This is a genomic window from Myxococcus sp. CA051A, assembly GCF_013336705.1.
In the GTDB taxonomy this organism is placed as follows: domain Bacteria; phylum Myxococcota; class Myxococcia; order Myxococcales; family Myxococcaceae; genus Myxococcus; species Myxococcus llanfairpwllgwyngyllgogerychwyrndrobwllllantysiliogogogochensis.
Genome location: NZ_JABUMS010000006.1, coordinates 415417 through 424334 on the forward strand (window position 1 = coordinate 415417; position 8918 = coordinate 424334).

Below are 8918 nucleotides of genomic sequence, written 5' to 3' on the forward strand. Positions count from 1 at the left end.
GGGGTGGCCATACGCCGCCACGCCCTGGGAGCGGCCGACCTCGAGCAGCAACCGGCCTGTCAGCGCGCCTCATGGGCGTCCAGCCCGCAGCGCAAAGGCAAGCAGCCCGCAATGGCAGCACAAACAGCCCGCACCCGGCCCGCACCGCCTGACATTCGCGGATTCGCTTGCCATTTCTGAAATGATCAACAACCCTGGCGTGTAACCATCCCAGGCAAGCGCACGAGTCACCCTGGCATCGGGGCGCGCATCGGCCCAGGCATTCATCGCAAAGAGTCACAAACGGCCCCGACACAGACCCCCACTCACAGAAAGCCCGCACATGAACAGCACTGCGAAGCAGTCTTGCAAGACGGTGTCTGAGCGCAAGTGGACCCTGAGCACGTTCATGGAGTTCTATGAGCGCGTGTTGGGGCCCAAGCTCTTCAAACCCTATGGCGAACTCCTCGTACGGGAAATCCGCAAGGACATCCGACCGGAAGCCCCCATCACGAACATCCTCGAGGTCGCCTGTGGGACGGGCCGAATCACCACGCATCTCTACGAAGATCTGGCCAGGCCGCTCAATCTGAAATTGGTTGCAACGGACCTCTCCAAGATTGCCATCGACGTGTGCAAGACGGTGGTGGGCGACGAGCTCAAGCGGGACGTCGATTTCCATGCCGACGTCGACATGGCGGACCTGCCCTTCAGCAACGACAGCTTCGACATCATCGTCTGTGGTTTTGGCCTGATGTTCCCACCCGACAAGACCAAGGTCGCGCGAGAGTTCAAGCGAGTCCTTCGTCCGGGAGGGAAGATCTACGGCACGGTCTTCCACTACAATGAGCTGTTTGGACTGACCCGGGAACAGTCGCAGAAGCTCTTTGGAACTCCGTCGGCCGTCCTGGACAGGGCGCTCAGCCTGACCGACCATACGGCGATCACGAGCGCGTTCTCCCTGGAGGGGCTCGCCAGAGGCGTCGCCGAGGTCGCGACGTCATGTCCCTTGTCGTTCTTCCTGGGCGAGGAGGACACAAGAGAGTTCATCTTCAATACCTGCATCTTGCTGGAGGAGTTCAACCAGTGCGACACCCCTACCCGGGAGGCGTATCTCGATACGATTCTCAGGGAGCTTCGCACGCGTGTCCCGACCCAGAACTACGAGGTCAAGGCCTGGCTCCTGCGCGGCGCGGTCGACGAGGCCAGCAAGCAGACCGTTGCCGTCAGCGCCCTGCCTGACTTCAATGGACTGAACTCGTTCCGTGCGATGGCGCCGGAGCTCGTCGAGAGTCGAGAGAAACGGCTGCTCTCCCGCGCCGACGCGCACGCCCTGCGGGAATACCAGACCATGAAGTCGGCCTTCCTGGCCGCGCATCCGGAGTATCCCGACGACGAGGTGGAGGCCCTGAGGCGCGAGGAATTCTCACGCCTGGATGCACAATCGGAGACCTATCTGGATCATGTGGGCGGTGCCATCGCCCCAGAGAGCCTCATTGATCGTGACCATCAGGTCCTGAGGAATACGATTCTCGGCAATCCGCACACCGGCTCGAAGGCCACCGAAGCGGCGTACGAGAAGGCCCGCTCGGAGATCTACCGGTTCTTCCGCTGCTCGCCGGAGGAGTACGAGATCATCTTCACCCCGAACGCCAGCGGGGCCATCCGGCTGGTCGCGGAGTCGTTCCCCTTCGAGAGCGGCTCGGAGTTCCTGCTCGCCAAGGACAACCACACCTCCATCCACGGCATCCGGGAGTTCGCCAAGGCCAGGGGCGCCGCTGTCAGGTACATCCCCCTGAACAAGGAGCTGCTGCTCGTCGAGAGCTCACTGCGGCGCTCGCTCGAGAAGCTCGACAGGAACCACGCCCACCTTTTCGCGTTCCCCGCGCAGTCCAACGCGACAGGTGTGAAGCATGACCTGAAATGGATCAAGTTCGCGCAAGAGCGCGGAGCGATGGTCCTGTGCGACGCGGCGGCGTTCGTCCCCCTGTCGGCGTTCGATTTCGAGACCTATCAACCGGACTTCGTCCCCGTATCCCTCTACAAGATATTTGGCTATCCAACCGGGTCCGGCTGTCTCATCGCGAAGAGAGACTCCCTGCGCAAGCTGACCCCGCCATCCTTCGCCGGGGGCGCGGTGTGTTACTACTCCGGGCCGTGGTCTCCCACGGACCGGCTGTTGCACCACGACCAGGGGAGGCAGTTCGAAATCGGCACGCCCAACTATGCATCCTTCCACGCCATCGCCTATGGCTTCGAATTCATCTCCAGGCTCGGAGTCCACAACATCGGCGGTCGCGCGAAGGCGCTGGCTCGATGGCTCGAAACGCAGCTGCAGCCGTTGCAGCACGAGATCAAAGCCAAGGGTCCGCTCTGCCGGATCTATGGCCCCGCCTCGGAAGACAAGGGCGCGACGGTCATGTTGAACCTGTTCGACTGCTACAACTCGGTCTTCCCGCATTCGCAGGTCAAGAGAGCCGCCGAGTCCTTCGGCATCACGCTTCGCAATGGCTGTTTCTGCAATCTGGGCGCGGTACAGCATGCCACCTACACCACCGCTGGCGCGGAGCACTGCGAACTCGACAAGACGAAGAAGATCTTCGATTGCAGGACTTTCGACGATGAGATTCTCAACAAGGGGCTCTGCGGAGCGGTTCGCGTCTCGTTCGGCCTCGGCTCGAACTTCCGCGACGCCTATCGCTTCTATCTGTTCGCGAAGTCCTTGATGAACACCGAGACCTCGAGGCTGCAGGACTATCTGGCCGCCGCTTCGTGAACAGAGGTACGCTCCGGCCTGTCACGAGGGTTCGACGAGGCAGGGCATGGCTTGGTGGAATGAGTTGATGGGGCGCGTGTCGGGAGCCGGTCGTTCGCCGGCCCTGGCACAGCGGGTCGAGGTGGCACCCGGGCTCACGGTGTCTGTCACCCGGCACGCCCGCCCGACGTCGAAGGGGCCCGTGGACTGCGTGTCGTACGTGTCGGACGGACTCGCCGCCAAGGGGCAGAAGGAGCTGGTGTTCACGCTGCCTGCGGGGATGGCGGATGAGGCCTTTTCATCCAAGCTGTTCTCGTTCTTCGCCACGATCAACCAGTTCGCCGAGCAGGGGCGCACCGTGGACACGGGCGGTCACACCCAGTTCGGACAGAGGAGTCTCTTCCCTGGCCGGCATCTGCTCTACGTCCCGGCGGAGCCCCTGCCGGAGGTGTCCGTTCCGGCAAACGCACTCGCCGCCGTTCCCGTCACGGAGGGGGAGTTGGTGCTGGTCGAGCGCTTCGGGGCGACGCGGGTGATGTCCTCGCTGGGCCGGATGTGCTCACACTTCCCCTGCCCCACCTGGTTCGACCCCGAGCGGCCCGAGCTGCCGCATGCGGAGATGCTCCAGGCGAGCATGTTGTCGAACATCGCGAGTGCCCGCCTCAAGGAGGCACGGGTCCTCCAGATGGGGAGCGACATCGTCCTGCGCCTCGTTCCGGGCGCCGAGGCGCTCCTCCAGCAGTTGTTCGCGGAGCTTCCGGCGAACATGCCCTTCGCGCTGCTCACGGGACTCGACCCAACCGCGGATGCGTACTTCGTCTGGGCGCCGGGCCAGCGCGAACCTCAAGCCATCACTCCCCCCGGGCAGAACAACGCCGAGCGGCTCTGCGGAAACTTCCTCGTGGTCGTCCCGGAGCAGGAAAAGGACGCGAGCCAGCTGGTGGAGGACGGCTTTGCCTGGCTGCTCACCGAGGCCTCCTGGAAGGCCGTGAAGCGGGCCCTGACCGAAGGCGGGGCGCTCGCGCTTCTGGACTCGGCGGGCAGCAAGCGCTTGCGCATCGAGTGGGCGTAGCGGCCCTCCAGATTCAGGCATTCCGTGCACTCAGCGCCAGATGGGCGCGTTGGTCGCCACATCGTGCGCGTCGCGCCTCCAAACCGCGAGGGAGACACGTGGGCCGTGACCTAGACTGAGTCCGTTTCCCACTCGACCTACGGATCCGCCCGAACATGAAGCCCACGCCCGGAGACATTCTCGCCGTCTACAACCCTCGGCTGGACGCCTACACCGCCGTCCAGGTGACCGCCCTGAAGGCGGAGGGGAAGAGCGAGCTGGCCGCCGTGCTGGCCTTGGACTGGGTGGGCCCCACCCTCCCCGACGCCTCGGCCGTGGCGGCCATGGCGCCCGCCAACTTCAACTTCTTCTTCTGGAAGGACCACCGCGTCCACGTCTGGGTGTCCGCCGACGTTCCTCGCGGCTACACGCTCGTGGGTCACCGGCCGCCCCTCGTCGTCGAGGACATCAAGAGCTACAGCCGCTGGCCCTCCGGCAGCGCCACCTACAGTCAGCGGCGCTGGGAAGCCATCCCCCAGGCCGAGCGCGACCTCTTCAAGCAGATGGACGCCAACCGCGACAAGAGCGTGGTGCTCAAGCTGGGCGACCGCGAGGTGCTCCGCTCGACGCAGCGGCTCGACACGGACAGGCTCGCCGCCGCCCCCAATCTCGCGGTGTTCGAGGTGCTGCCCATCCTGACGTCCGTCAACGCCGACGCCCCCATCCCCGGGCTGTTCGACTTCATCCGCCGCCGCCCGTTCGTCTATGAGTCGGACGTGCGGGCCCACGGGGAGCGCGTCGTCGACCTGCGTGGCGCCAATCTGACGCGACTCACCCTGGAGGTGACGGGCGTCCACGAGCTCCACCTCAACGAAGGACTGGAGCACCTGTCCCTGATGGGACAGGCCAGCCCGGAGTTGAAGATTCACGCGGAAGCCGATGGCCGCTGGCTGACGCTGTCCGTGAACAACCCGGCCATGGCCTGGTCCGGACTGGACGCACTGGACAGCCTGCATGTGCACGCCGCACAGGAGGTGGATGTCTCCGGCGTCGTGAGGCGCTTTCCGAAACTGACGGAGCTGCGCATCTGGGGGGCCCCTGGATACTTGAGGAACACCTCCGCGCTGGCGGCGCTGCCTGAGCTGCGCATGCTGACGTTGAGCGACATGTTTGGAATCACGCCCGACGAGTTCCCCGGTCCGGAGCGCTTCCCGCATCTGGGGATGCTCTGGCTGACGAGCATTCCCGCCGAACTCGCCGCCGAGGTGAAGAAGGCATACAAGGCCGCGGCTCGCGAGGGCCTGGACCTGTCCGTGCGTCAGCCGCGCAAGGCCGAATGGCTGGCGGAGAACCTGGACAACCCGTTCCGCATCTGGGACGGGGCCGACACCATCAGCCCGACCCAGGCCAAGAAGGCCGCGACGCTGTATCGACAGGCCCGGTCGGCCGCGCTCAAGGCCGCGTCCGAGGAGACCCGCGCCGCCGCCCTGGTCTCCGCGCTGACGCCCATCGTCACGACCTATACCGAGGGCTTCAACAAGATGGATGCGCGAAAGACCTTCATCTACACCGAGGAGCGTGAGCACATCTACGTCGCGCTGATGGGCATCTTCGACGCGGTGGACGAGAAGCTCCGGTCCAAGGGCGGGGCATCCGCCGAGCCCCTGAATCGAGAGGCGCTGGTCTCGGTGCTGGATTCGATTCGCGACTTCTAGCGTGTCGCAGCGCTCAAGCCGCGTTCAGTCCTTTCCCAGGGTGCGGAACACGGCGGGCAGCTCCTGGGCGCCCAGCCCCGCGCCGACGGCCCGCCGGTAGTTCTCGAGCAACTCCCTGGGGAAGCGCGTGCTGATGCGTGCGTCCTGGCTCAGCCGGACGATGTGCTCGATGGCCGCGACATGGGTGTTGAGGCTGCACTGCTCACCCGTGAAGTCGTCGCGCGCGACCATGTCCTGCGCGGCATCGGCGGTGACGGAGATCAACCCCAGGAAGGAGTTCTTCTGGGCAAAGAATGCCTTCGGGTCGAGTCCCTCGGCCTTGCACATCGCCGCCGCGTGGAGGACCGCCAGGGAGCCTCCGTAGTAGGCCTCGAGAATCGCGCAGTCGAGCGTCGCCGCGGAGCCAATCTTCTCGTCGACGTAGACGGAGTTCTTCGCCACCGCCTGGAGCGTCCCGAGGTGCCGGTCGAAGACGGCGCGCGACCCGGCGTAGAAGACCGTGGCGTAGTCGGTGGCCACGAAGGCGGGATAGGCGAGGATGGCCGCATCCAGGTAGTCCACGCCGTGGGCCGTCGCCCACTCCAGTGCGTTCCTTGCGTCCGCGGGCGAGCCGCTGGTGAGCTGGACGAGCGTCGTCCCGGCGAGCGCCGCCACCACGTCCTTCGAGGAGAACACCTCCGAGAAGGCGGCGTAGTTCGACAGCGAGACGACCACGAGGTCGCGCCCCGTGATGGCCTCGCGCAGCTCCTCGAACGCGAGGGTGCCACCGCCCACGGCCTGGGCCTTGCTCGGCGTCCTGTTCCAGACCGCGACCTCGTGCCCCACCGCCGCGAAGGCCCGCGCGAGTGCACTTCCCATGAGCCCGCTGCCAATCACCGCGATCTTCGACGAACGGCCGGATGTCATCTTCAGTCTCCTGATGCTGCGCTCGAATGCCGCGCCCGGAATCGGGGCCTGAAGATGAGACCACAGCTTCGGGAGGAATCGACCCTGGATGTTTTTGTCCGCCTCCGGGGAGCGCCGTCCGTGCGGGCCTCAGTCCGCCAGCGAGCCTGACTGGAGGGTGCTCGCCGCCGAGTTCGTCATCCGCTCCGCCAGCGTTTGCACCGAGCGCGCCACGTTGCGCGTCTCCTCCACGACGCGAAGCGTCTGCTGCATCTCCTGGGAGAGGTCCTGGATGGCCACGGCAATCTGGGACGTGCCCGCCTCCTGCTGCGACACCGCCGCGGAGATCTGCCGCACGCTGCCGCTGGTGTCGCCGATGATGCCCGCGAGCTTCTGAAGCTGCGTGCCCGACACGCGCACCGCATCCAGGCCCACCCTCACCCGCTGCTCGCCCTGCTCGCTGAGCTTCGCGGCCTCGCGCATGCTGGTGCTCACGCCCTCGAGCACCTCGCGAATGCGCTGGGTGGCGACAACGGACTGGTCCGCCAGGCTGCGCACCTCCCGCGACACCACGGCGAACCCCTTGCCATGCTCCCCGCTGCGCGCCGCTTCAATCGCCGCGTTGACCGCCAGCATGTTGGACTGGTCCGCCAGTCCCTTGACGGTGTCGACGATGCCGGAAATCTCCCGGGTCCGCGAATCCAGCGCGAGCATGCGCGCGGCCATTCCCGACACCTCCAGACGAATGGCTTCCAGGTTCGTCAGCGTCTTCTCGATGGCCGCACCGCCCTCGCGGCCCGCCTCCTCCGCGACCACGATGGAGTGGGTCAGCGCTCGCGTCTTCTCCGACGTGACGAGCGAGCCCTGACGGATTTCCTGCACCGTCTGGTCCAGTTCCTTGAGCGCCGTGGCCTGCCGGTCGATTCCCACCGTCTGCGCCTCGCTCGACGTGCGGAGCTGCTGCACCACCGACGCCAGCTCTCCGGCGCCGCGCCCCATGTCCCTGGCGAGCATCTGTACGTCCAGGCGCCGGGCCTCCAACTGGCGCGTATGCGATTCCAGCGAGCGCACCACCCGCAGGGAGCGCCGCGCGACGATTCCCACCAGCGACGCGGTGAGCGCCAGGAAGCCCCAGTGGACGAACGAGCCCTCCAGCTTCACCCAGCCCAGCAGCGGCAGCATGCCGAGCACGAGAATGGCGGCGAGCACGCCCAGGCCGACGCCGAAGATGCGTGCATCGACATTGCCGCGATACGCGGCGACGACCGCGACAATGACATACGCCAGCAGGCAGGGGATGGAGTAGAGCATCACCAACTGGAACAGCCAGCTCGCGACGCCCAGGTCCACCAGCACCACCGCGGTATTGAGGGCCGCGAGCACGGTCAGGCACCACACCAGCCCCCGGAACCAGCGCAGCCGGCCCTCCAGGATGCCATCCAGGATGAACCAGCCCAGTCCCGGCAGCACACAGTAGGCCGCCGTGAGGGTGATCTGCCCCATCACCCGGTCCACGTCCCAGGCCAGGGGCAGCACGCCGCTCATGCCCGCCAGCAACACGCCCGAGCTTCCGGCGAAGACGGCCAGCGACAGCAGCACGCGCCGCTGCCCGCCCATCAACGCCATGCCCAGGGCGACCAGCGCGACGGCCACCAGCAACACCCCCGTCACGAGGGACGCCTGGCCCTGCCGCAGCACCTGCGCCAGCAGCGCCGGGTGGGAGCCCACTTGCGCCCGCAAAGTCACGCCGATGGCCGGAGTGCTGCTCTGGATGCGGAGCAGCATCCGCGAGCCCTGGACCGAGGACGGCAGGGGAATCAGCTTCCCCAGAATGCCCTGCCTCACCTCGGTGCCCGACGGGTTCACCGTCCCGCTCGAGTAGACGCGCCGGCCCCCAACGTAGACCTCGAAGGCGTTGGACACGGAGCCCAGCAGCAGCGCGGGCTCACCCCACCCACCCTCCGGGATGGGAATGCTCACCCACAGGAGCGTGTGTTTCCCCCGTCCCGGTGGCGTCCCCAGCGCCTGCATGGGTCGCCACGCGCTCGAATCGGCTTCACGCGCCCAGACGGGCACACCCTCCGGCCCCAGCGGTGAGTCTCCCCAGCGGTAGAGCCATCCCTCCCGCAGGTCCACCCCGCCCTCGCGCACCTGCGCCTGGACGTTGGAGCCCCACACCGCCAACACGAGCAGCACACGCGCCAGGCGCGACAGCCACCTCCCATCAAAACGCCCCTGCATGAAAGGAAGCCCTCGCGGCGAGACATGAAACATCGATGACGGGCGCTGCGAGACATGAGACCGGGCCATGAAGGCACCGATGCTCATGTGTCGACGACACCTCCGCAAACGGGTCTCTCTCACCCCGCCCGCCTGCTCCACACGCGTGCATCACCAGCGCTGCCTCCGAGCACGCATCCACTCCGCGTGACGACGCGATGCAGTGCCGACAGCGCCATGAATCAGCAATCCCAGACTTCCGCTCTCCGAGCCCGCGCCCCAGCTCACAACGCCCGCTGTCCGGATTCCAGAA

Annotated in this window: 5 protein-coding genes; 3 read left to right on the top strand and 2 right to left on the bottom strand. The window is 66.4% G+C overall.

Going from position 1 to position 8918, the window contains the following annotated elements; translation table 11 throughout:
- Window positions 1–388: 388 nt before the first annotated feature.
- From HUA74_RS20030 to HUA74_RS20040, 3 genes are all read left to right on the top strand, one after another.
- The gene (locus tag HUA74_RS20030; RefSeq protein ID WP_217443512.1) at window positions 389–2755 is read left to right on the top strand and encodes an aminotransferase class V-fold PLP-dependent enzyme; all 2367 of its coding nucleotides are present in this window, start codon (window positions 389–391) and stop codon (window positions 2753–2755) included.
- 46 nt (window positions 2756–2801) lie between these two features.
- On the top strand, window positions 2802–3806 hold the full coding sequence (locus HUA74_RS20035; protein WP_174455789.1) for a hypothetical protein: 1005 nt from the start codon (window positions 2802–2804) through the stop codon (window positions 3804–3806).
- Between the two features lie 155 nt (window positions 3807–3961).
- On the top strand, window positions 3962–5500 hold the full coding sequence (locus HUA74_RS20040; protein ID WP_174455790.1) for a gliding motility protein: 1539 nt from the start codon (window positions 3962–3964) through the stop codon (window positions 5498–5500).
- 24 nt (window positions 5501–5524) lie between these two features.
- Here HUA74_RS20040 and HUA74_RS20045 read toward each other — a convergent pair whose 3' ends face one another.
- Both HUA74_RS20045 and HUA74_RS20050 read right to left on the bottom strand, forming a co-directional pair.
- Window positions 5525–6406: an NAD(P)-dependent oxidoreductase gene (locus HUA74_RS20045; protein WP_174455791.1), complete on the bottom strand. Its 882-nt coding sequence runs from the start codon at window positions 6404–6406 to the stop codon at window positions 5525–5527.
- 129 nt (window positions 6407–6535) lie between these two features.
- Entirely contained in the window at window positions 6536–8626 is a 2091-nt protein-coding gene (locus HUA74_RS20050) for a methyl-accepting chemotaxis protein (protein ID WP_254625140.1), read from the bottom strand.
- Window positions 8627–8918 lie beyond the last annotated feature (292 nt).

Excerpts from the sequence above, each read along its gene's own strand:
- HUA74_RS20030 (WP_217443512.1), top strand. The coding sequence starts at position 389 with ATGGAGTTCTATGAGCGCGTGTTGGGGCCCAAGCTCTTCAAACCCTAT.
- HUA74_RS20035 (WP_174455789.1), top strand. The coding sequence starts at position 2,802 with ATGGCTTGGTGGAATGAGTTGATGGGGCGCGTGTCGGGAGCCGGTCGT.
- HUA74_RS20040 (WP_174455790.1), top strand. The coding sequence starts at position 3,962 with ATGAAGCCCACGCCCGGAGACATTCTCGCCGTCTACAACCCTCGGCTG.
- HUA74_RS20045 (WP_174455791.1), bottom strand. The coding sequence starts at position 6,406 with ATGACATCCGGCCGTTCGTCGAAGATCGCGGTGATTGGCAGCGGGCTC.
- HUA74_RS20050 (WP_254625140.1), bottom strand. The coding sequence starts at position 8,626 with ATGCAGGGGCGTTTTGATGGGAGGTGGCTGTCGCGCCTGGCGCGTGTG.